Here is a 22,342-nt window from a genome sequence, read left to right on the forward strand (position 1 = left end):
CTGGCCTTCATCGTAAACGGCGTTCTTAGTTTGCGCGACGACGCGTTAACGCAACACCAGCACCAGCGAGTGCACCCACAATCCCCCACATGATCATCAGGAATGCACGGCGCGGACTATCGCGTTTTACAGGTTCTTCAGGTGTTCTCAAATAACGATAGGTCTGAAAACGCGGGTCCATCGTGGGACCGACATTAAGCGTGTTCAGCATCGCGCGATTTTGATCGTAGTCGAGGTCAAAATCAGGGCCAACGGCCTGCAGATTTTCCAGACGCGCCTGCAACATTGGGCGACCAAGCAGGAACATTTCAGAGTCAGGCAATTCATCTGCCGGGACATCCGTCTCAGAGCGGGAAATATTGTGCTGCTCCGCAATTTTCAACGCCTGTTCAATGTTATGTATGCGTCGGGCGAAAATGGCATTTGCCACTTCCTCCTGGCGTTTGACCTGCGCCTTCATCTGGATTGTGCGGGCTGCCCATGCGCCTTTCAGCTCTTCATTAAGATGGCTTGCGGCACGCTGGCTGGCAAACGCGACGTACTGACGCAACAGATTGTTGGCGTCCGGCGCGGTTTCTGCAATCAGCTTGACGCTGTCGTTGACGTTACGCAGCGCATCACCCGGCATAAATTGAACATTGTTAATCAGATCGTCCAGCAGCGCGGCATCGGCTTTGGTGTTATCAACCCGACGCTGCTTGTAGTAATCCGTCTGGGACCAGAAATCGCGGCGTGTATCCCACGAAGCCAGTTGCATCACAAACTCTTTATAGGCTTCATCCATAACGGAAGCCTGGTCCGGCGTCGCGAGATTGGCTTTAATATCCAGGTTTCGCAGGAATTGCTGCTGGGAATAGTACCCCCCGAGCATGTTAACCGTTGGTCTGTCTGTGATTGCCGTGGCGCTCCACTCCTGTTTTGCAAAGAATGTGTAGGCCAGCGCTAACAGTGCAAACCCCAGCGCGATCCCCGCAATCCAAAGTTTGCCTGCCCATAACACGCGAAACAAACCCCGAATATCCAGTTCATTCTCAGTTACCACTGATTTCGCTCCCGCCAACGGTTGAGTCATCATAGTCCCGGTTTTACTTAGTTAATGTTGTGTTTTTGCCACTGTTACGACGCATCCTGCGCTTAAGACGTTTAATGAATCGCGCGACTTTCCATGCGCGCTTAATGCAGTAGCCATAGAGAGAAAAAGCTAGCAAGAACAATACCAACATAGCCCACTCAGGCACAAAATGTGTATATTCCGCCGTCACACCAATCCCCGCTAGAATAGCAGCCGCCAGTGTAATTAGCACAAATGCCTGCCGGGAAGTGAATCCGGCTCGCATGATCAAATGATGAATGTGCTGACGGTCAGCAGAGAAAGGGCTCATCCCTTTACGAAGCCGGCGATACATAATCGCGACCATATCCATTAACGGGATGGCAATAATCCACAATGCCGTTACAGGACTAATGGGATGCACGTCACCCTGAGTGGTTTCCAGCAAGATCCAAATGATAGTAAAGCCGATGAACGTGCTACCCGCATCGCCCATGAATACTTTGTAGCGTCGACCCAGTGCGCCAAGATTTAACATGATATATGGCAGGATCGCCGCAATCATGGCAAAACACCACATAGCCAGGCTGTATTGCCCGTCGAACCATAAAATGAAACCTATTGCGGCAAATGAGACGCAGGACAGTCCTCCCAGCAATCCATCAATACCGTCAACCATGTTAAATGCGTTAATCGCAACCCACACAGCAAAAAGCGTCAGGAAATAACCGAATGGGCCGAGCTCCATCTCCCAGAGGCCAAAAATATAACCCAGGCTACTCAGGTGCAACTTTGCGAATGTCATCATGGTGATGGCTACAGCAGCCTGAACGAAGGCACGGATCTTGACGCTAATGTCATAACGATCGTCAAGAGCGCCGACCACGACGAGAACGGTTGCACATGCCAGGTACAACCGGGCGTGGGGAATGTAATAATCAGCTATTGCAAAAGTGAAGCAGATACCTGCAAAAACAGAAATTCCCCCAACCAGAGGGATCATGCCTTGATGCCGCTTACGGAAGTTAGGTTTATCCACTAATCCCAGGTATTTTGCCACCTTACGAGCCAGAAACAAAAAGCAGGTGGTAAATAAGAAAATACTGGTTAGTTCAGTAAACGTATCAAGTAGGTTCACAATGGATGTTCTCAACAAATGTTAGTCAAGGAAGTATAACCATCAAGGCGCTGAGCCTGAAGTTATAAAGCAAACCTCTTACAATTCCATTTGCTTATTATTCAAGCTATTAATGTTTTTACTGTGCGAATTATCTTATTGTCGCACTGACCGGTCAAAATTGGGAGTAGATGGTACTAGCGTATAATCCATAAAAGAAAAACGCCACGTAAAAACGTGGCGTTTACAGGCTTTATTTACGTTACGAGCGCTTCATCATGTCGAAGAAATCGTCGTTCGTTTTGGTCATCGCCAGTTTGTTAATGAGGAATTCCATTGCGTCGATTTCACCCATTGGATGGATGATTTTGCGCAGGATCCACATTTTCTGCAGCTCTTCCTGGGTAGTGAGCAGCTCTTCTTTACGGGTACCGGAACGGTTGTAGTCGATTGCCGGGAAGACGCGTTTTTCAGCGATCTTACGAGAAAGGTGCAGTTCCATGTTACCTGTACCTTTAAATTCTTCGTAAATCACTTCGTCCATTTTGGAGCCGGTATCGATCAGCGCCGTTGCGATGATGGTCAGGCTACCACCCTCTTCCACGTTACGTGCCGCACCGAAGAAGCGTTTCGGACGGTGCAGGGCGTTGGCGTCCACACCACCGGTCAGTACTTTACCGGAAGCCGGAACCACGGTGTTGTAAGCACGTGCCAGACGGGTAATGGAGTCGAGCAGGATGATCACGTCTTTCTTGTGCTCAACCAGGCGTTTCGCCTTCTCGATAACCATTTCCGCGACCTGAACGTGACGAGAGGCGGGTTCGTCAAAGGTAGAAGCAACCACTTCACCTTTAACCAGACGCTGCATCTCGGTCACTTCTTCCGGACGTTCGTCAATCAGCAGTACCATTAGTACGCAGTCCGGGTGGTTGTAGGCGATGCTCTGCGCGATATTCTGCAGCAGCATCGTTTTACCCGCTTTTGGCGGGGCCACGATCAGACCACGTTGGCCGCGACCAATTGGCGATGCCAAATCCAGAACACGCGCGGTTAAGTCTTCCGTTGAACCATTACCACGCTCCATGCGCAGGCGAGAGTTCGCGTGCAGAGGCGTTAAGTTCTCAAAGAGGATCTTGTTACGTGAGTTTTCTGGCTTGTCAAAGTTAACTTCATTGACTTTCAACAGCGCAAAGTAGCGTTCACCCTCTTTAGGAGGACGAATCTTACCTGAAATGGTGTCACCAGTGCGGAGGTTGAAACGGCGGATTTGGCTGGGGGATACGTAGATGTCGTCAGGGCCGGCGAGGTAGGAGCTGTCTGCAGAGCGGAGGAAACCAAATCCGTCTTGCAATATCTCCAACACACCGTCGCCAAAGATATCTTCGCCACTCTTAGCATGCTGCTTCAGGATGGCGAAAATGATGTCCTGCTTGCGCATACGAGCCTGGTTTTCCAGCCCCATATTTTCGCCGAGAGTGATCAGCTCAGAAACCGGCGTATTCTTTAATTCGGTAAGATTCATAATGGTGTGGGTTCTTAAACTCGGGGTGATTCTCGAACTTAATGTTGTGAATGGTATGGCAGGGTCATCCATGCCTGTTTAGCGGCCATCATCTCATGTCTGTTCGCTGTCTGGTCACAGGGAAAGAACGCAGAACTGAAACGACAAGACGGATTGAGTGACAAGCCCGGAATTTAGCCACTTCACGCACTGTTGATGTCAACAAGGGGAAGTATCGGGTAAAACAAGATTCAAACAACAGATATGTTTAAAACGAAGTCATAGCTAACTTAGCACGACTTAAGCCGGGCGTCCAGAGTTCCACATCATTTAGCCGGGTGCTCTGGACGCGCAGCGGAGAAACCTTACGCCAGGTTAGCGTCCAGGAACTCTTTCAGTTGACCTTTGGACAGCGCGCCCACTTTGGTCGCCGCCACTTCGCCGTTTTTGAACAGCAGCAGGGTCGGGATGCCACGGATACCGTATTTTGGTGCGGTGCCCGGGTTCTGGTCGATGTTCAGTTTGGCAACGGTCAGTTTGCCCTGATATTCGTCAGCGATTTCATCCAGAATCGGAGCGATCATTTTGCAAGGACCACACCATTCAGCCCAGAAATCGACGAGGATCAGCCCGTCAGCCTTAAGTACGTCCGTGTCAAAACTATCGTCAGTCAGGTGAATAATTTTATCGCTCATATATAACTCCACAGGAATAAGCCTGGTACGTTGGTTTTGTCTACACCAACGACGTGTTGATGTCGCATTAACCAACTAAAGGTTGACTTTATTTCACCGGATACGCTTTCGTAAAGCAATAGTAAGCTGATATTCTACCACACTATGAGCAAAACACATTTAACAGAACAGAAGTTTTCCGACTTCGCCCTGCACCCAAAAGTGATTGAAGCCCTTGAAACTAAAGGGTTTCATAACTGCACGCCCATTCAGGCTCTCGCACTGCCGCTGACGCTGGCCGGTCGCGATGTTGCAGGGCAGGCGCAAACCGGTACCGGCAAAACGATGGCGTTTTTAACGTCAACGTTTCATTATTTACTTTCTCACCCAGCGATTGCAGACCGCAAAGTTAACCAACCGCGCGCGCTTATTATGGCCCCGACGCGAGAACTGGCGGTACAGATCCACGCAGACGCTGAACCCCTGGCACAGGCTACCGGTCTGAAGCTTGGCCTGGCCTATGGCGGTGACGGCTACGATAAGCAGCTGAAAGTGCTGGAAAGCGGCGTGGATATCCTGATTGGTACCACTGGCCGTCTTATCGACTACGCCAAACAGAACCACATCAACCTCGGCGCAATCCAGGTTGTGGTGCTTGATGAAGCCGACCGTATGTACGATCTGGGCTTCATTAAAGATATCCGCTGGCTGTTCCGCCGCATGCCGCCGGCCAATCAGCGTCTGAACATGCTGTTCTCTGCCACCCTCTCTTATCGTGTGCGTGAACTGGCGTTTGAACAGATGAACAACGCCGAATATGTGGAAGTCGAGCCTGAGCAGAAAACAGGTCATCGCATTAAAGAAGAGCTCTTCTATCCTTCCAATGAAGAGAAAATGCGTCTGCTGCAAACGCTGATCGAAGAAGAGTGGCCGGACCGCGCCATTATCTTCGCAAACACCAAACACCGCTGTGAAGACATCTGGGGCCATCTGGCTGCAGACGGTCACCGTGTGGGCCTGCTCACTGGCGACGTTGCACAGAAAAAACGCCTGCGTATCCTCGACGAATTTACCCGTGGCGATCTCGATATTCTGGTCGCAACCGACGTGGCAGCGCGTGGCTTGCACATTCCTGCCGTTACGCACGTCTTTAACTATGATCTGCCGGATGACTGCGAGGACTATGTACACCGTATCGGTCGTACCGGTCGTGCGGGTGCGAGCGGCCACTCAATCAGCCTTGCGTGTGAAGAGTATGCGCTGAATCTTCCAGCCATTGAGACGTACATCGGTCACTCGATTCCGCAGAGCAAATACAATCCGGAAGCGCTGTTAAGCGAACTGCCGCCGCCTAAGCGTCTTACACGCCCACGCTCCGGCAATGGCCCGCGTCGTTCAGGCGCGCCGCGTAATCGTCGTCGTTCAGGTTAAGAAAATATGCTCAGCTCCACCTCGCTTTATGCAGCAATCGATCTCGGTTCGAATAGTTTTCATATGCTGGTTGTGCGCGAGGTGGCAGGGAGCATACAAACGCTGACGCGCATTAAGCGCAAGGTCCGCCTCGCGGCGGGCCTGAGCAGCGATAATGTCCTCTCTCCCGAAGCCATGGAACGTGGCTGGCAGTGTCTGCGGCTCTTTGCAGAGCGTCTGCAGGATATCCCGCATGCCCAAATCACCGTGGTCGCCACCGCGACGCTCCGCCTGGCGGTTAACGCCGTGGATTTTATTGCCAAAGCGCAGGAAATCCTGGGGTGCCCGGTTCAGGTAATCAGCGGCGAAGAAGAAGCTCGCCTGATCTATCAGGGAGTTGCGCATACGACAGGCGGGGACGATCGCCGTCTGGTGGTGGATATCGGCGGTGCCAGTACCGAGCTTGTGACCGGTACCGGCGCGCAGGCGACCTCGCTGTTCAGCCTGTCGATGGGCTGCGTAACCTGGCTTGAGCGTTACTTCGCTGACCGCAATCTGGGTAAAGAGAATTTCGACGAGGCAGAAAATGCCGCGCGCGAAGTGTTACGTCCGGTGATGGACGAACTGCGCTACCACGGCTGGAAAGTGTGTGTCGGTGCGTCAGGTACCGTTCAGGCCCTGCAGGAAATCATGATGGCGCAGGGAATGGACGAGCGCATTACGCTTGCCAAGCTTCAGCAGCTTAAACAGCGCGCTATTCAGTGCGGACGCCTGGAAGAGCTGGAAATTGAAGGCCTGACGCTGGAACGTGCCCTGGTCTTCCCGAGCGGGCTCGCCATTCTGATCGCCATTTTCACCGAGCTGAACATCCAGTGTATGACCCTTGCCGGCGGCGCGCTGCGCGAAGGTCTGGTCTACGGGATGCTGCATCTTTCAGTGGATCAGGACATCCGCAACCGTACTTTGCGCAACGTGCAGCGTCGTTTTCTTGTTGATATCGATCAGGCTGGCCGCGTATCGCAGCTGGCCTCTCGCTTTGCCGATCAGGTCGCTAACGTCTGGGATCTTGACCCTCTGAGCCGCGATTTATTGCTGAGCGCTTGTGCTCTGCATGAAGTGGGGCTGAGCATCGACTTTAAGCAGGCCCCGGCTCATGCAGCCTATCTTGTGCGTAACCTTGACTTACCGGGCTACACGCCCGCACAGAAAAAGCTGCTGGCAACGCTGCTGCTGAACCAGACCAACGCCGTTGATCTCTCCTCTCTTCATCAGCAAAACGCCGTACCGCCGCGCGTGGCCGAGCATCTGTGCCGCCTGCTGCGTCTGGCAATTCTGTTTGCCAGCCGTCGTCGTGATGATTTGCTGCCTGCGATTAATCTGGTGGCCGATGATGAGAAGCTGACGCTGACGCTGCCGGAAAACTGGATTGATCATCACCCGCTCGGCGCAGAGATGATCGAGCAGGAGTGCCAGTGGCAAAGCTATGTGCACTGGGCACTGGAAGTAAAATAAGAGAGTAGAATATGCCGGGTGGCGCTGCGCTTACCCGGCCTGCAAGCCCTTCAAACTCATCCCTTCTCTTTGGCTTTTGCCAGCATGGCGCGAATGTTTGCCACGTTCGCCTGGCCTTTGTGCATCCGCTCTTCAGCGGTAATCACCTTGCGCTCTTGTTCCCAAATCAGGTCGTCCTGCGGCAGTTCCAGCAGAAAACGGCTTGGCTCCGGGCGGACAAGCTCACCATACTGGCGGCGCTCTTTACACAGCGTGAACGTCAGCTCTTTCTGCGCACGGGTGATCCCCACATAGGCCAGACGCCGCTCCTCGTCGACGTTGTCTTCATCAATACTGCTCTGATGGGGCAGCAACCCCTCTTCCATGCCGACCAGATACACATACGGAAACTCCAGCCCTTTTGACGCATGCAGCGTCATTAGCTGAACCTGATCGGCCTCTTCTTCGCTCTCGCCGCGCTCCATCATGTCGCGCAGGGTAAAGCGGGTGACCACCTGGGTCAGGGTCATCGGCTCATCGATTTCCGAGCCTTCCAGCATTTCGGTCATCCAGCTGAACAGCTGATTAACGTTTTTCATGCGCATCTCAGCCGCTTTCGGGCTGGCGGAGGTTTCGTACAGCCAGGATTCGTAATCAATACCGTGAATCAGATCGCGCACCGCCGCCACCGGCTCGCGCTCTGCAAGACGCTGTACTTCGCCAAGCCAGTGGGTGAATCGCGTTAACGAGTCGTAACCGCGCCCGGTCAGCGTCTGGCTTAGTCCCATATCGAAGCTGGCCGTAAACAGGCTTTTATTGCGGGTCATCGCCCATTCACCCAGCTTTTGCAGCGTCGCCGGACCAATTTCGCGCTTCGGCGTATTCACGATGCGCAGAAACGCGCTGTCGTCATCCGGGTTAGTGAGCACACGCAGATAGGCCAGCAGATCTTTAATTTCAGGCCGTGAGAAGAACGAGGTGCCGCCCGAGATTTTGTACGGTATGCGGTTCTGCATCAGCGTCTTTTCAAAGACGCGCGACTGGTGATTACCGCGATAAAGGATCGCGTAATCTTTATATTCGGTTTTGTTGACGAAGTGGTGGGCAATCAGTTCGCCCGTCACGCGCTCCGCTTCATGTTCTTCATTGTTGGCGCTGAGCACTTTCAGCTCCGTGCCGTAGCCCAGCTCGGAGAACAGGCGCTTCTCAAATACGTGCGGGTTATTGGCAATCAGGATGTTTGCCGCCTTCAGGATCCGCCCGGAGGAGCGGTAGTTTTGCTCCAGCTTAATCACCTGCAGCGCGGGGAAGTCTTTACTCAGCAGCACCAGGTTTTGCGGACGCGCGCCGCGCCAGGAGTAGATCGACTGGTCGTCGTCGCCTACCACGGTGAAACGGGCACGCTGGCCCACCAGAAGCTTTACCAGCTCGTACTGGCTGGTGTTGGTGTCCTGATATTCATCCACCAGCAGGTAGCGGATTTTATTCTGCCAGCGCTCGCGCACCTCTTCATTTCGCTGTAAAAGCAGCGTCGGCAGCAGGATCAGGTCGTCGAAGTCCAGCACATTACACGCTTTCATGTGCGCATCGTACAGACCATAACAGTGGGCGAAGATCCGATCCCGTTCGCCTTTGGCGATCGCCGCAGCCTGGGCCGGGGTCATCAGATCGTTTTTCCAGTTAGAGATCGTCGAGATCAGCTGCTGCAACAGCACCTTGTCATCTTCGATCAGCCCTTCAGTGAGCTCTTTGAGTAATGCCACCTGGTCGGTGTCATCGAAAAGCGAAAAGTTGGATTTCATCCCCAGCGCGGCATACTCACGTTTGATGATATCCAGCCCCAGCGTGTGGAACGTGGAGATCATCAGCCCGCGCGCCTCTTTGCGCCCCAGCGTCTGGCCGACACGTTCTTTCATTTCGCGTGCCGCTTTGTTGGTAAAGGTGACCGCCGCAATGTGACGGGCCTGATAACCACAGCCACGGATCAGGTGCGCAATCTTATTGGTGATGACGCGCGTTTTACCGGATCCTGCTCCCGCCAGCACCAGACAGGGTCCGGTGACAAATTCGACGGCTTGTTGTTGTCCGGGGTTTAGACGCATAAATGATCACTCAATGAAAGTCAGGAGGGGAGAATAACAGCGTGGTAGTATAGCGAGCCTAATCCATACCACTCAAGGCACGATCATGGCAAAAACAGCAGCAGCACTGCATATTCTTGTTAAAGAAGAGAAACTGGCTCTGGATCTTCTGGAGCAGATCAAAAACGGCGCCGACTTCGGCAAGCTGGCTAAGAAGCACTCAATTTGTCCGTCAGGCAAACGTGGCGGCGATTTAGGTGAATTCCGTCAGGGTCAGATGGTGCCGGCGTTCGATAAAGTGGTCTTCTCCTGCCCGGTGCTGGAGCCGACGGGTCCGCTGCACACGCAGTTTGGCTACCACGTCATTAAAGTGTTATATCGCAAATAAAAAGCCGGGTGGCGGCTGCGCCTTACCCGGCCTACATTTTACGTGTTTGTAGGTCGGGTAAGCGAAGCGCCACCCGACGAGGTTGTTAACCCGCTACCGCGATACGCTTCATATCGGTCATGTAGCCACGCAGTTTGTGACCCACTTTCTCGATCTGGTGGCTGCGAATCGCTTCATTCACATCGCGCAGCTGCGCGTTGTCTACCGCACCTTCCGCAATCGCTTTGCCCAGATCGCCCGGTTGCAGGGTGGTCATAAACTCTTTCAGCAGCGGTACGCAGGCGTAAGAGAACAGGTAGTTACCGTATTCAGCGGTATCAGAGATAACCACGTTCATTTCGTACAGACGCTTACGGGCGATGGTGTTCGCGATCAGCGGCAGTTCGTGCAGAGATTCGTAGTAGGCAGACTCTTCGATGATGCCTGAATCCACCATGGTTTCGAACGCCAGCTCAACACCCGCCTTCACCATGGCGATCATCAGTACGCCTTTATCGAAGTACTCCTGCTCGCCAATTTTGCCTTCAAACTGTGGTGCCGTTTCGAACGCGGTTTTGCCGGTCTCTTCACGCCAGGTCAGCAGTTTCTTATCGTCGTTCGCCCAGTCCGCCATCATGCCGGAAGAGAATTCGCCGGAGATGATGTCGTCCATATGTTTCTGGAACAGCGGTGCCATGATGGTTTTCAGCTGTTCAGACAGCGCGTAAGCACGCAGTTTTGCCGGGTTGGACAGACGGTCCATCATCAGCGTAATACCGCCCTGCTTCAGCGCTTCGGTGATGGTTTCCCAGCCGAACTGGATCAGTTTTTCCGCGTAGGCCGGGTCGGTGCCTTCTTCCACCAGCTTGTCGAAGCACAGCAGAGAACCGGCCTGCAGCATACCGCACAGAATGGTCTGCTCGCCCATCAGGTCAGATTTCACTTCGGCAACGAAGGACGATTCCAGCACACCCGCACGGTGGCCGCCGGTCGCCGCTGCCCATGCTTTGGCAATCGCCATGCCTTCGCCTTTCGGATCGTTTTCCGGGTGAACCGCGATCAGGGTCGGTACGCCGAAGCCACGTTTGTACTCTTCGCGTACTTCCGTACCCGGGCACTTCGGTGCCACCATCACTACGGTGATGTCTTTGCGGATCTGCTCGCCCACTTCAACGATGTTGAAGCCGTGGGAGTAACCCAGCGCAGCGCCGTCTTTCATCAGCGGCTGTACGGAACGCACCACGTCAGAGTGCTGTTTGTCCGGGGTCAGGTTAACCACCAGATCCGCCTGCGGGATCAGCTCTTCGTAGCTCCCCACTTTGAAGCCGTTTTCGGTCGCTTTGCGCCAGGAAGCACGCTTTTCAGCAATCGCTTCTTTACGCAGGGCATAAGAGATATCCAGACCGGAGTCACGCATGTTCAGGCCCTGGTTCAGACCCTGTGCGCCACAGCCGACGATGACCACTTTTTTACCCTGAAGGTAGCTCGCGCCATCGGCAAATTCATCGCGCGCCATGAAGCGGCATTTGCCCAGCTGCGCCAGCTGCTGGCGCAAGTTCAGTGTATTAAAGTAGTTAGCCATGGGTGATACCTCGTGATGTTGTGTGTCTTATTGTTCGGTTCGCGTTTCAGCGAGAATAGAACCACATTACAACAGGAAATTTATTGCGGAAATTGATATATTCACAACGTCATATTGCAATTTTTGCAATATAAAAAGAGGGAGTGGAATCGGTGGATTTACGCGATCTGAAAATGTTTCTGCATCTGGCGGAAAGCCGTCACTTTGGCCGCAGCGCACGGGCGATGCACGTCAGCCCCTCCACGCTCTCGCGCCAGATACAGCGCCTTGAGGAAGACCTCGGCCAGCCGCTGTTTGTGCGCGATAACCGCACCGTCACGCTCACGGAAGCGGGTGAAGAACTGCGCCTTTTTGCCCAGCAGACGTTGCTGCAGTATCAGCAGCTACGGCACGCCATTGACCAGCAGGGGCCGTCGCTGTCCGGCGAGCTGCATATTTTCTGCTCCGTCACCGCCGCCTACAGCCATCTGCCGCCCATTCTTGATCGCTTCCGCGCGGCACATCCATCGGTTGAAATTAAGCTGACCACGGGCGACGCCGCAGACGCGATGGAAAAAGTGGTGACGGGCGAAGCGGATCTCGCCATTGCAGGGAAACCCGAAACGCTCCCGGGTGCGGTAGCGTTTTCAATGCTCGAAAATCTGGCGGTGGTACTGATTGCCCCGGCGCTGCCCTGCCCGGTGCGAAACCAGGTATCGGTAGAAAAACCGGACTGGTCCACGGTGCCGTTTATCATGGCCGACCAGGGGCCAGTGCGCCGACGCATTGAGCTGTGGTTCCGCCGACAAAAAATCAGTAACCCGTTGATTTACGCCACGGTCAGCGGTCATGAGGCGATGGTGTCGATGGTGGCGCTCGGCTGCGGCGTGGCGCTATTGCCGGAAGTAGTGCTGGAAAATAGCCCGGAACCGGTGCGCAATCGCGTGATGATTCTGGATCGCAGCGATGAGAAAACGCCGTTTGAGCTTGGCGTGTGCGCACAAAAAAAGCGGCTGCATGAGCCGCTTATTGATGCGTTCTGGAAGATATTGCCCAACCATTGAAGTCGGGTTGCGCTCCGCTTATCCTGCCAGGAAGAAACGGAAGGCGGGGTTGTGGGTTTCGTCGTGACACTCATAGCCCAGTTCGTTCAGCCGTGTTTCAAAATCCGGCTCGTGCTCACCCAGTTCAAACGCCGCCAGCACGCGGCCGTAGTCGGTGCCGTGGCTGCGGTAATGGAACAGGGAGATGTTCCAGTGCGTGCCCAGCGTGTGCAGGAATTTGAGCAACGCGCCCGGTGATTCCGGGAATTCGAAGCTGAACAGGCGTTCCCTGAGCGGCTTCGAGGGACGCCCGCCGACCATATAGCGCACGTGCAGCTTCGCCATTTCGTCGTCTGAAAGGTCCACCACGCTGTAACCACCGTCATGCAGGAGGTTAAGGATCTCTTTACGCTCCTCGACGCCACGGCTCAGACGCACGCCGACGAAAATGCAGGCATCTTTGGCATCGGCGAAACGGTAGTTGAACTCCGTCACCGAACGACCGCCCAGCAGCTGGCAGAACTTCAGGAAGCTCCCCTTCTCTTCCGGAATAGTCACCGCCAGCAATGCTTCACGCTGTTCACCCAGCTCGCAGCGCTCGGACACGTAGCGCAGGCCGTGGAAGTTCACGTTGGCGCCGGAAAGCACGTGCGCCAGGCGCTCGCCGCGGATGTTGTGCTGCGCGATGTATTTTTTCATCCCCGCCAGGGCCAGCGCGCCGGACGGTTCCGCCACCGCACGTACATCCTCAAACAGATCTTTCATTGCCGCGCAGATAGCATCGCTATCAACCGTGACGATATCGTCGAGGTATTCCTGGCAGAGACGGAAGGTTTCATCGCCAATGCGTTTTACCGCCACGCCCTCGGCAAACAGACCAACGCGCGGCAGATCCACCGGATGCCCGGCATCCAGCGCCGCTTTCAGGCAGGCAGAGTCCTCCGCTTCAACAGCGATGACTTTGATCTGCGGCATCAGCTGTTTAATCAGCACGGCCACACCCGCCGCTAACCCGCCGCCGCCCACCGGAACGAAGACGCGGTCGAGATGGGCATCCTGCTGCAGCAGTTCAAGCGCCAGCGTGCCTTGTCCGGCAATGACCATCGGGTGATCGAACGGCGGCACCCAGGTGAAGCCCTGCTGCTGTGCCAGCTCAATGGCTTTGGCTTTGGCTTCATCAAAATTGGCGCCGTGGAGCAGCACTTCCCCGCCGAAACCGCGTACCGCGTCGACTTTGATGTCAGCGGTAGCAACCGGCATCACGATTAGCGCTTTCAACCCCAGACGAGCAGACGAGAACGCCACGCCCTGCGCATGGTTGCCCGCCGAGGCGGTAATGACGCCGCGCGCTTTTTGCTCGTCGGTCAGTCCGGCCATCATCGCGTAGGCGCCGCGCAGCTTGAAGCTGTGCACCGGCTGGCGGTCTTCGCGCTTCACCAGGATCACGTTGTCGAGGCGCGAAGAGAGTTTTTCCATTTTCTGAAGCGGCGTGACCTGCACGGCTTCATAGACCGGTGCGCGTAGCACCGCTCTCAGATATTCCGCCCCCTCGGGGGCGGCGGATAAGGGTTGTGACTCGGCCATCATTAGCCCCCAAGTTTCGATTTATCGCGCACCGCGCCTTTATCTGCACTGGTGGCAAGGCTCGCGTATGCGCGCAGGGCGAAGGAGACTTCACGCTGACGATCTTTCGGCGTCCAGGCTTTATCGCCGCGCGCTTCTTGTGCCTCACGACGGGCCGCAATTTCCTGGTCGCTCAGCTTCAGTTGAATGCCGCGATTCGGGATATCGATTTCGATCAGGTCACCGTCTTCAATGATGGCGATGTTGCCGCCGCTTGCCGCTTCCGGTGAAACGTGGCCGATGGAGAGCCCGGACGTACCGCCGGAGAAACGGCCGTCGGTGATCAGCGCACAGGCTTTGCCGAGACCCATGGATTTCAGGAAGGTGGTTGGGTAGAGCATTTCCTGCATGCCCGGCCCGCCTTTCGGCCCTTCATAGCGAATAACAACCACGTCGCCTTCTACCACTTTGCCACCGAGGATGGCGTCCACCGCTTCATCCTGGCTTTCGTACACTTTCGCCGGGCCGGTGAATTTCAGGATGCTGTCGTCCACGCCTGCCGTTTTCACGATGCAGCCGTTTTCCGCAAAGTTACCGTACAGCACGGCCAGACCGCCGTCCTTGCTGTAGGCGTGCTCCAGCGAACGGATGCAGCCTTCGGCGCGATCGTCATCCAGGGAATCCCAGCGGCAATCCTGCGAGAACGCCTGCGTGGTACGGATCCCGGCGGGACCGGCGCGGAACATCGTTTTCACCGCGTCGTCTTTGGTCAGCATCACGTCGTATTGGTCCAGCGACTCCGGCAGCGTCAGACCGAGCACGTTTTTCACGTCGCGGTTCAGCAGCCCGGCGCGATCCAGCTCGCCCAGGATACCGATTACGCCACCGGCACGGTGAACATCTTCCATATGGTATTTCTGGGTGCTTGGCGCAACTTTACACAGCTGCGGCACTTTACGGGACAGCTTGTCGATATCACTCATGGTGAAGTCGATTTCGGCTTCCTGCGCGGCGGCCAGCAGGTGCAGAACGGTATTGGTGGAACCGCCCATGGCGATATCCAGCGTCATCGCATTTTCAAACGCCGCTTTGCTGGCGATGTTACGCGGGAGTGCACTGGCATCATCCTGCTCGTAGTAGCGTTTGGTGAGCTCAACGATGCGTTTACCGGCGTTGAGGAACAGCTGTTTACGATCGGCGTGGGTCGCCAGCAGCGAGCCGTTACCCGGCTGCGACAGGCCCAGCGCTTCGGTCAGACAGTTCATGGAGTTGGCGGTGAACATCCCGGAACAGGAGCCGCAGGTCGGACACGCGGAGCGTTCAACCTGGTCGCTCTGCTCGTCAGACACTTTCGGATCCGCGCCCTGGATCATCGCATCGACCAGGTCGAGCTTGATGATTTTGTCGGACAGCTTGGTTTTACCGGCTTCCATTGGGCCGCCGGAGACGAAGATCACCGGAATGTTCAGGCGCAGGGAGGCCATCAGCATCCCCGGGGTGATTTTATCGCAGTTGGAGATACAGACCATTGCATCGGCGCAGTGGGCGTTGACCATGTACTCAACCGAGTCGGCGATCAGCTCACGCGACGGCAGTGAATAGAGCATGCCCCCGTGACCCATTGCGATACCGTCATCCACCGCGATGGTGTTGAACTCTTTCGCCACACCGCCGGAAGCTTCGATTTGCTCGGCAACCAGTTTACCGAGGTCGCGCAGATGCACATGGCCTGGCACAAACTGGGTGAAGGAGTTCACCACGGCGATAATTGGCTTGCCGAAATCGGCGTCGGTCATCCCGGTGGCGCGCCACAGTGCGCGGGCACCCGCCATGTTACGGCCGTGGGTGGTGGTGGCTGAACGATACTTAGGCATGCTTTATTTACTCCCGTCTGACTATTCAATGGGACGGTGCGTGCCGTCCCAAATTTATATTTAGTGATTAACCTGATCCAACCAGCCGTATTTATCTTCTGTTTCGCCAGTAAAGAGGCCAAAGAAAGCTTGCTGGATGCGTTTGGTGACCGGGCCACAGCGGCCTTCGCCGACCTGAATACCGTCTACGCTACGAACCGGCGTGATTTCAGCCGCCGTACCGGACATGAACACTTCATCAGCCAGATACAGGGATTCGCGGGACAGCACCTGCTCGCGCACTTCGATACCCAGGTCTTTCGCCAGCTTGATGATAGCGTCACGGGTAATACCCGGCAGCGCGGAAGATGTGAATGGCGGCGTGAACAGGATGCCATCTTTCACTTCAAACAGGTTTTCACCTGCGCCTTCCGAGATGTAGCCATTCACGTCCAGCGCGATACCTTCCTGATAGCCGTGACGGCGCGCTTCGCTACCGACCAGCAGAGACGAAAGGTAGTTACCGCCCGCTTTAGCAGCGGTCGGGATGGTGTTTGGCGCCACGCGGTTCCAGGAAGAAACCATTGCGTCGATCCCCTGCTCCAGGGCTTCTGCTCCGAGGTAAGCCCCCCACGGGAACGCGGCAATGATCACATCGGTGTTGTAACCGGCTGGCGGGTTCACGCCCATACCGACATCACCCACGAAGACCAGTGGACGAATGTAGGCGCTGGTCAGGTTATTCTTGCGAATGACTTCGCGGCAGGCTTCCATCAGCTCATCAACGCTCTGTGAAACCGGGAAACGATAAATTTTGGCTGAATCATGCAGACGCTGCATGTGTTCGCGATGGCGGAACACCACTGGCCCTTTGTGAGAATCGTAGCAACGGATACCTTCAAAGACGGAGGTGCCGTAGTGCAGCGCGTGGGACATGACGTGGACCTTCGCGTCCTCCCAGCGAACCATCTCACCATTGAACCAAATGTAATCAGCTTTTTTTGTCGTCATTTTTTCGTCCTGTCACGCTTAAGCGCGGATTTGTTGTGATGTGGTTGTGCTCTGGCAGATGGCAACATGGGCAACGTCTACCAGTTTTGATAACTGACTAAACAGTAAGTCGACCGGCCGCGGGCTGGCAACGGTTAATTCGATACTGATGTTCTGCGCGTCGGTGGCCGTCTCCATATTCATAGAGCAAATCTGAAAACCACGATGACGGACCACACGCAAAACGCGTTCTAAGGTTTCCGGGTTGAAGCGAGCCTGCACGGCGACCTGATGTTGCATCATGATAATTTCTCCAGCATTTGTGAGTTACTGGCACCGGGCGGCACCAACGGCCAGACGTTCTCAAGCTCGTCGATTGAGACATGAAGCAGGTACGGCCCTTCGCTTGACAGCATGGTGTCGAGTGCCGCTTCAACCTGGTCTTTACGGGTGATGTGCTGGCCAGGAATGCCGAAGGCGCTGGCCAGGGTGAGGAAATCGGGGTTATCGGTCAGGGTGGTTTCGCTGTAACGCTCCTGGAAGAACAGCTGTTGCCACTGTCGAACCATCCCTAAACGCTGATTATCCAGCAACACGATTTTCAGCGGCAACTGCTTGCGCTTAACGGTGCCCAGCTCCTGAACGTTCATCATGAAGGAGCCGTCACCGGAGATACAGATAACCGTATCGTTCGGGCGAGCCACCTGCGCACCCACGGCGGCAGGCAGGCCAAAGCCCATGGTGCCTAAGCCGCTGGAGGTGATGAAGTTTTCCGGACGGGTGTAGGTCATGTGCTGGGCTGACCACATCTGGTGCTGGCCTACGTCGGTGGTGACGACGCTATCAGCCGGTTTACGGTCAGACAACTGTTTCAGCAGCAGCGGCGCGTAGATGGCATCGCCAGGATGGTCGTAACGCCAGGCGTGTTCGGCGCGCAGCTCTGCGGCGTGCTGGCGCCACGCGCTGATATCCAGTGGCTGCGCCAGTGCCGGTAACAGCGTATTGAGATCGCCCTGCAGCGCGACGTGCGCCTGACGCAGTTTGTTCATCTCCGCCGGGTCGATATCCATATGGATAACTTTGGCATTTGGCGCGAAGGTATTCAGTTTGCCGGTAACGCGGTCGTCAAAACGCGCACCCACGGCGATGAGCAGATCGCACTCTTGCACCGCCAGGTTTGCGGCTTTAGTGCCGTGCATCCCCAGCATGCCGAGATAGTATGGGTCGTCTGCATCAACCGCACCAAGACCTTTCAACGTGCAGGTGGCAGGCATTTGCGTTACCGCGATAAATTCACGCAGGGCAGGCACGGCCTGCGCCATGCCGACACCCCCGCCGACGTACAGCATCGGCTGTTTCGCCTGCGCCAACATCTGGCGCGCCTCTTCAACCTCTGCATGCGGGAACGCATCGTCGCTTTCCACGGTGGAGAAGTGCGGTTCCAGTTCGCCGAGTGCAACCTGGATATCTTTCGGGATATCCACCAGAACGGGGCCAGGGCGGCCCGATCTCGCCACTTCGAACGCTTCGGCCATTACGCGCGGCAGCTCATCCAGAGACTGGACAAGGAAGCTGTGCTTGGTGCAGGCCAGCGATAAACCAAGTACGTCCACTTCCTGGAAAGCATCGGTACCGATGAACGGGGAAGCCACCTGACCGGTGATCGCCACGACGGGCACGGAATCGAGCAGCGCATCAGCCAGGCCGGTAATCAGGTTCGTTGCGCCCGGACCTGACGTTGCCATGCACACGCCAGTTTTACCCGTCGCGCGGGCATAGCCGATAGCGGCCATTGCTGCCCCCTGCTCGTGTCGGCACAAGAGATGTTCCACGCCGCCGTCATACAGTGCATCGTAAATCGGCATGATCGCGCCACCCGGATAACCGAATACGGTCTCGACTCCCTGCGCGCGCAACGCATGTACAACCCATTGTGCCCCATTCATAGTTAGTTCCCCGTCATAAATCTGGAGAAACAGAATTTTATGCTAGTCGTCATGTCCTGCTCCTCGTTTACGTTTTTTAGTCATAAAAAAACCCCCGGACCTTTCGGTGCGGGGGTCTTAGTTCGTTAAGGCTTGATTTCTAAGCCTTTCCTCGTCCAAGTGCAGCCCCGCACGGTGGGATAATAATCACCACCACGCTAATCACGACCAGGCTAATCACTCGTAGAAGGGCTGTCATTTTCAGTTCTTTTTGCATCTTGTTCGAAGGAATACCTAAAGAGTTATCACAGTTTTTAAATCAAACACAAGATTTATTTATGACGCATTTGGTTAGGCCGCAAATCATATTTCTTAAAATCGTTGTTTTATATGGAGAAATTGAAGAATGAATATTTTTCATATTTTTACGACGGCGCTAACCATCAAAACGGCGCTTTTTACCTTCTGCGAGAAGTCTTCCACGGGTATGTAATGATTTCAGTGTGCGCTTAAAATCTCTGAATAAGAGCCGTAAATACGCAAAATGACGCTAAACAGACAAAAGAGGCACTGGCATAGTCGTACCAGGAGGTAGTGCAAATGTCACTGTCAGTTGTTTATACGCGTGCGGCTCTCGGGGTGAAGGCACCGCTGATTTCTGTAGAGGTTCATCTGAGTAATGGGCTACCCGGGCTCACGCTCGTCGGGCTACCTGAAACGACGGTTAAAGAAGCCCGGGATCGCGTTCGCAGCGCAATAATAAATAGCGGTTATACCTTCCCCGCGAAGAAGATCACCATCAACCTGGCTCCCGCCGATCTGCCCAAAGAGGGAGGACGATATGATTTACCTATCGCGATTGCGCTTCTCGCAGCCTCTGAGCAGCTTAATACGACCAGGCTAGGCTCGTACGAGTTTGTGGGAGAACTCGCGCTCACAGGCGCGTTAAGGGGCGTTCCCGGTGCGATATCGGGCGCGCTGGAAGCTATACGCGCAGGGCGGCAAATCATTGTCGCGAATGAAAATGCATCAGAAGTGAGTCTTATCGCCGAGAAGGGGTGTCTTGTCGCAGGGCATTTACAGGAAGTTTGCGCCTGGCTGGAAGGGCGCCATGAACTGTCCGAGCCGGAAGAGTGTGACAATCTTATAGCCGATACCCCAGAGGATCTCAGCGAGATTATGGGACAGGAGCAAGGGAAACGGGCGCTGGAGATTACGGCCGCAGGTGGACACAATCTTCTTTTGATCGGCCCGCCTGGTACGGGTAAAACGATGCTGGCGAGCAGGCTGAGTGGCTTGCTGCCACCGCTCAATAATCATGAAGCGCTGGAAAGTGCCGCCATTTATAGCCTTATCAGTTCTACCTCCTTGCAAAAACAGTGGCGCCGTCGCCCTTTTCGTTCACCTCATCATAGCGCTTCACTGACGGCGATGGTCGGCGGTGGGTCTATTCCCGGGCCGGGTGAAATCTCACTGGCGCACAATGGCATTCTGTTTCTCGACGAGCTGCCTGAGTTTGAGCGCCGCGTCCTGGATGCCCTGAGAGAACCCATTGAATCTGGAGAGATACACATCTCACGCACGCGAGCCAAAATAAGCTATCCCGCGCAGTTTCAGCTGGTCGCTGCGATGAATCCCAGCCCTACGGGTCATTATCAGGGCAATCATAACCGCTGTACGCCAGAGCAGACGTTGCGCTATCTGGGAAAGTTATCCGGCCCGTTTCTCGACCGTTTCGATTTATCCCTCGAAATCCCCCTTCCCCCGCCGGGCCTGCTCAGGCAAAAAGGCATCACGGGTGAAAGCTCAGCAGATGTACGCGAGCGGGTCATTGCTGCCCAGACGCGACAATATGCCCGTCAGAACAGGCTGAATGCGCGGCTGGATAATGCCGGGATCCGGCAGTTTTGTTCTCTTAACATGGAGGATGCGGTTTGGCTGGAGGAAACCTTGACGCGTTTTGGTCTTTCTATACGCGCGTGGCAGCGTTTGCTGAAAGTGGCCAGAACCATTGCTGACGTGGAGGGTTGTAGTGACATTCAGAGGAAACACTTGCAGGAGGCGCTGAGCTACCGCGCTATCGATCGTTTGCTGCTCCATCTGCAGAAGTTGCTGGCGTAAAAAAGGGGCCGTAGCCCCTTCTCATCATCTTAGTCATCAGACTCAGTGTAGTCTTCTGCGCCTTCCATCTGTGGCTTACCGCCGGAGAGCGTATGGAAGCGTTTTGGACGCTTAATGCGCGCCATGTACTTGATCCATACACGTTCTGCTTCAGACTGTGGCTCACGCTCGCCACGGCACACTAAGACAAACTGCTTTTCATCTTCAGTTGCAGGCTCACGCTTACCCAGATCCAGCTCGTTGAAGGCATAACCATGACGCTCAAGCAGCTGCGCCTCTTTGATGGTGAAATCGCCGTGACGAGAGAACCCGCGCGGATAATGTTTATTGTCGAAAAAACGATTAGTCGTCGTAAAGCTTTCCGCCATCCTACACGCTCCTAATTCTTTGGCCGAGCTATTTATGGCGCGGAGTATTAGTTACGCTTGACAGAGTGTAAAACAAAACATTTAAATCATAACGACAAATTATTTTGCGGAGAAAGATGTGGATACGGAATTGCTAAAAACTTTCCTCGAAGTGAGCAGAACACGCCACTTTGGGCGAGCAGCTGAAGCCCTTTACCTGACGCAGTCAGCGGTCAGTTTTCGTATTCGACAGCTGGAAAATCAACTGGGTGTGAATCTTTTTACCCGCCACCGCAACAACATACGTTTAACGCCTGCCGGTGAGAAACTGCTCCCCTATGCGGAAACGTTGATGAATACCTGGCAGGCAGCACGTAAAGAGGTTGCCCATACGTCGAGGCACAATGAGTTCTCGATAGGGGCCAGCGCGTCCCTGTGGGAATGTATGCTAAGTCAGTGGCTTACCCGGCTATATCGTTCTCATGAACATTTGCAATTTGAAGCCAGAATTGCGCAACGCCAGTCCCTGGTTAAGCAACTTCATGAGCGCCAGCTTGATCTTCTTATCACGACCGAAGCCCCCAAGATGGACGAATTTAGCAGCCAGATCGTAGGGCAGTTTGGTCTGGCACTTTATGCTTCTGAACCTTCAATGATGAAAGCCGATCTGACCTATTTGCGCCTGGAGTGGGGTCCTGATTTTCAGCAGCATGAGGCGGGATTGATAGCCCCAGATGATGTTCCACAGTTAACCACCAGTTCTGCCGAGATTGCCTGTCAGCAACTTCCCTTGTTGAAGGGTTGCACCTGGTTACCAGCCCGTTGGGCAGATACTAAAGCGGGGCTACATACCGTGATAGATTCCACCACCATTTCGCGCCCGCTGTATGCGATTTGGCTGCAAAACAGCGATAAGCAGTCGCAGATAAAAGATCTCTTAAAAATCAATATTATGGAATGATGCATCAGCCAGCAGGGAAGCTGGCTGAAAATTCAGGTGTGCCGTTGTATTTCAGGCAAAAAAAATCCTTTGCCGAAGCAAAGGATTCGATATGGCAGGGGCGGAGAGACTCGAACTCGCGACACCCGGTTTTGGAGACCGGTGCTCTACCAACTGAGCTACGCCCCTAAAGTTTTTTGCCATTAAGCCTGCCAGTGAGGCAGGCTTAATGTCTTAATAAGTGGCGGAACGGACGGGACTCGAACCCGCGACCCCCTGCGTGACAGGCAGGTATTCTAACCGACTG

Annotated in this window: 20 protein-coding genes and 1 tRNA gene; 6 read left to right on the plus strand and 15 right to left on the minus strand. The window is 54.8% G+C overall.

Annotated features, from left to right (window positions below; genetic code table 11):
- Positions 1 to 25: 25 nt before the first annotated feature.
- The 4 genes from wzzE to trxA all read right to left on the minus strand — a co-directional run bounded on the left by wzzE (position 26) and on the right by trxA (position 4,364).
- A complete protein-coding gene (wzzE, locus tag ACOTXR_RS19895) occupies positions 26 to 1,072 on the minus strand; it encodes an ECA polysaccharide chain length modulation protein (protein ID WP_014885668.1) in 1,047 nt (348 codons plus the stop codon).
- A 13-nt stretch (positions 1,073 to 1,085) separates the two neighbouring features.
- Positions 1,086 to 2,189: a UDP-N-acetylglucosamine--undecaprenyl-phosphate N-acetylglucosaminephosphotransferase gene (gene wecA / locus ACOTXR_RS19900; RefSeq protein WP_014885669.1), complete on the minus strand. Its 1,104-nt coding sequence runs from the start codon at positions 2,187 to 2,189 to the stop codon at positions 1,086 to 1,088.
- Between the two features lie 241 nt (positions 2,190 to 2,430).
- Positions 2,431 to 3,690, minus strand: coding sequence for a transcription termination factor Rho (rho, locus tag ACOTXR_RS19905; protein WP_008501566.1), 1,260 nt, complete (start codon positions 3,688 to 3,690; stop codon positions 2,431 to 2,433).
- A 344-nt stretch (positions 3,691 to 4,034) separates the two neighbouring features.
- Positions 4,035 to 4,364: a thioredoxin TrxA gene (trxA, locus tag ACOTXR_RS19910; RefSeq protein WP_006179218.1), complete on the minus strand. Its 330-nt coding sequence runs from the start codon at positions 4,362 to 4,364 to the stop codon at positions 4,035 to 4,037.
- A 144-nt stretch (positions 4,365 to 4,508) separates the two neighbouring features.
- Here trxA and rhlB point away from each other — a divergent pair, with 144 nt between their 5' ends.
- Both rhlB and gppA read left to right on the plus strand, forming a co-directional pair.
- On the plus strand, positions 4,509 to 5,774 hold the full coding sequence (gene rhlB, locus ACOTXR_RS19915) for an ATP-dependent RNA helicase RhlB (RefSeq protein WP_014885670.1): 1,266 nt from the start codon (positions 4,509 to 4,511) through the stop codon (positions 5,772 to 5,774).
- A gap of 6 nt (positions 5,775 to 5,780) precedes the next feature.
- Complete coding sequence (gene gppA, locus ACOTXR_RS19920) at positions 5,781 to 7,265, plus strand: guanosine-5'-triphosphate,3'-diphosphate diphosphatase (RefSeq protein ID WP_023331584.1); 1,485 nt, start codon at positions 5,781 to 5,783, stop codon at positions 7,263 to 7,265.
- 56 nt (positions 7,266 to 7,321) lie between these two features.
- On the opposite strand, the gene rep is transcribed toward gppA, so the two are convergent.
- Entirely contained in the window at positions 7,322 to 9,346 is a 2,025-nt protein-coding gene (rep, locus tag ACOTXR_RS19925) for a DNA helicase Rep (protein ID WP_222834723.1), read from the minus strand.
- A gap of 85 nt (positions 9,347 to 9,431) precedes the next feature.
- Between rep and ppiC the strand changes: the two genes are divergently transcribed.
- Positions 9,432 to 9,713 carry a peptidylprolyl isomerase PpiC gene (ppiC, locus tag ACOTXR_RS19930; RefSeq protein WP_008501570.1) on the plus strand — a complete coding sequence of 94 codons (282 nt, stop codon included), beginning with the start codon at positions 9,432 to 9,434 and terminating at the stop codon, positions 9,711 to 9,713.
- Positions 9,714 to 9,798: 85 nt separating this feature from the next.
- Here ppiC and ilvC read toward each other — a convergent pair whose 3' ends face one another.
- Positions 9,799 to 11,274 carry a ketol-acid reductoisomerase gene (gene ilvC / locus ACOTXR_RS19935; protein WP_023331585.1) on the minus strand — a complete coding sequence of 492 codons (1,476 nt, stop codon included), beginning with the start codon at positions 11,272 to 11,274 and terminating at the stop codon, positions 9,799 to 9,801.
- Positions 11,275 to 11,426: 152 nt separating this feature from the next.
- Between ilvC and ilvY the strand changes: the two genes are divergently transcribed.
- Positions 11,427 to 12,317: an HTH-type transcriptional activator IlvY gene (ilvY, locus tag ACOTXR_RS19940; protein ID WP_014885674.1), complete on the plus strand. Its 891-nt coding sequence runs from the start codon at positions 11,427 to 11,429 to the stop codon at positions 12,315 to 12,317.
- An 18-nt stretch (positions 12,318 to 12,335) separates the two neighbouring features.
- Here the strand turns inward: ilvY and ilvA are convergent, their stop codons facing one another.
- The 7 genes from ilvA to ilvL form a co-directional block, all read right to left on the minus strand.
- Positions 12,336 to 13,880 (minus strand): threonine ammonia-lyase, biosynthetic, encoded by a 1,545-nt coding sequence (gene ilvA / locus ACOTXR_RS19945; RefSeq protein WP_014885675.1) that lies wholly within the window; start codon positions 13,878 to 13,880, stop codon positions 12,336 to 12,338.
- A gap of 2 nt (positions 13,881 to 13,882) precedes the next feature.
- Positions 13,883 to 15,733 carry a dihydroxy-acid dehydratase gene (gene ilvD, locus ACOTXR_RS19950; protein ID WP_014885676.1) on the minus strand — a complete coding sequence of 617 codons (1,851 nt, stop codon included), beginning with the start codon at positions 15,731 to 15,733 and terminating at the stop codon, positions 13,883 to 13,885.
- A gap of 60 nt (positions 15,734 to 15,793) precedes the next feature.
- Positions 15,794 to 16,723, minus strand: a complete 930-nt coding sequence (ilvE, locus tag ACOTXR_RS19955; protein WP_014885677.1) for a branched-chain-amino-acid transaminase — start codon at positions 16,721 to 16,723, stop codon at positions 15,794 to 15,796.
- An 18-nt stretch (positions 16,724 to 16,741) separates the two neighbouring features.
- Positions 16,742 to 17,005 (minus strand): acetolactate synthase 2 small subunit, encoded by a 264-nt coding sequence (ilvM, locus tag ACOTXR_RS19960; protein WP_003860184.1) that lies wholly within the window; start codon positions 17,003 to 17,005, stop codon positions 16,742 to 16,744.
- Positions 17,002 to 18,648: an acetolactate synthase 2 catalytic subunit gene (gene ilvG / locus ACOTXR_RS19965; RefSeq protein WP_032635161.1), complete on the minus strand. Its 1,647-nt coding sequence runs from the start codon at positions 18,646 to 18,648 to the stop codon at positions 17,002 to 17,004. The genes ilvM and ilvG overlap by 4 nt, the downstream gene beginning before the upstream one ends.
- Before the next feature lie 2 nt (positions 18,649 to 18,650).
- Complete coding sequence (gene ilvX, locus ACOTXR_RS19970; protein ID WP_201405605.1) at positions 18,651 to 18,701, minus strand: peptide IlvX; 51 nt, start codon at positions 18,699 to 18,701, stop codon at positions 18,651 to 18,653.
- 86 nt (positions 18,702 to 18,787) lie between these two features.
- Positions 18,788 to 18,886 carry an ilv operon leader peptide gene (gene ilvL / locus ACOTXR_RS19975; protein WP_001311244.1) on the minus strand — a complete coding sequence of 33 codons (99 nt, stop codon included), beginning with the start codon at positions 18,884 to 18,886 and terminating at the stop codon, positions 18,788 to 18,790.
- A gap of 341 nt (positions 18,887 to 19,227) precedes the next feature.
- Between ilvL and ACOTXR_RS19980 the strand changes: the two genes are divergently transcribed.
- Entirely contained in the window at positions 19,228 to 20,748 is a 1,521-nt protein-coding gene (locus ACOTXR_RS19980; protein ID WP_058690467.1) for a YifB family Mg chelatase-like AAA ATPase, read from the plus strand.
- Positions 20,749 to 20,777: 29 nt separating this feature from the next.
- Here ACOTXR_RS19980 and ACOTXR_RS19985 read toward each other — a convergent pair whose 3' ends face one another.
- Entirely contained in the window at positions 20,778 to 21,116 is a 339-nt protein-coding gene (locus tag ACOTXR_RS19985) for a DUF413 domain-containing protein (RefSeq protein ID WP_014885680.1), read from the minus strand.
- Positions 21,117 to 21,234: 118 nt separating this feature from the next.
- Between ACOTXR_RS19985 and hdfR the strand changes: the two genes are divergently transcribed.
- Positions 21,235 to 22,056, plus strand: coding sequence for an HTH-type transcriptional regulator HdfR (gene hdfR / locus ACOTXR_RS19990; protein ID WP_014885681.1), 822 nt, complete (start codon positions 21,235 to 21,237; stop codon positions 22,054 to 22,056).
- Positions 22,057 to 22,148: 92 nt separating this feature from the next.
- Here the strand turns inward: hdfR and ACOTXR_RS19995 are convergent.
- Positions 22,149 to 22,224: transfer RNA gene (locus ACOTXR_RS19995), tRNA-Trp, on the minus strand.
- Positions 22,225 to 22,342: the final 118 nt, after the last annotated feature.

The sequence above is a fragment of the Enterobacter cloacae complex sp. IR53030 genome (assembly GCF_049238365.1).
In the GTDB taxonomy this organism is placed as follows: domain Bacteria; phylum Pseudomonadota; class Gammaproteobacteria; order Enterobacterales; family Enterobacteriaceae; genus Enterobacter; species Enterobacter kobei.